This window comes from Phaeobacter sp. SYSU ZJ3003 (assembly GCF_041300735.1).
GTDB classification, from domain to species: Bacteria; Pseudomonadota; Alphaproteobacteria; order Rhodobacterales; family Rhodobacteraceae; genus Phycobacter; species Phycobacter gallaeciensis_A.
The window spans coordinates 1-411 of sequence record NZ_PXNU01000167.1 but is presented as its reverse complement, the minus strand read 5'-3'; the positions used below and the strand labels follow the sequence as shown (position 1 = coordinate 411).

1 protein-coding gene is annotated in these 411 nt (G+C 64.7%); it reads left to right on the top strand.

Annotated features, from left to right (window positions below; genetic code table 11):
* Nucleotides 1-5 precede the first annotated feature (5 nt).
* A partial coding sequence (locus C6W91_RS21255; RefSeq protein WP_370571627.1) for a cytochrome c occupies nt 6-411 on the top strand: 406 nt, incomplete at its 3' end.

Below are 411 nucleotides of genomic sequence, written 5' to 3'. Positions count from 1 at the left end.
TTTGGATGCTGCAAGGACAGGATCCGGCGGTGGCCTCCGGCGCCGAGGGGCTGGACATTGCCGAGGGCGAGGCCCTTTACGCCGAAGCCTGCGCTGCCTGTCACGGGGCTCAGCTGGAAGGCCAGCCGGACTGGCGCGCACGCGGCCCCGACGGGCGTCTGCCCGCCCCCCCGCATGATGAAACGGGGCACACCTGGCATCATTCGGACAGCCTGCTGTTCAACTATACCAAGCTGGGCGGCAAGGCCCTTATGGCCCAGCAGGGCATGGAGTTCGACAGCGGCATGCCGGGGTTTGGCGACAGCCTGACGGATCAGCAGATCCGCAACGTGCTGGGCTATATTCGGTCCACCTGGCCGGAGCATGTAAAGGAAGCTCAGAAAGCGCGAACCAATGCGGAAAATGGAGAGA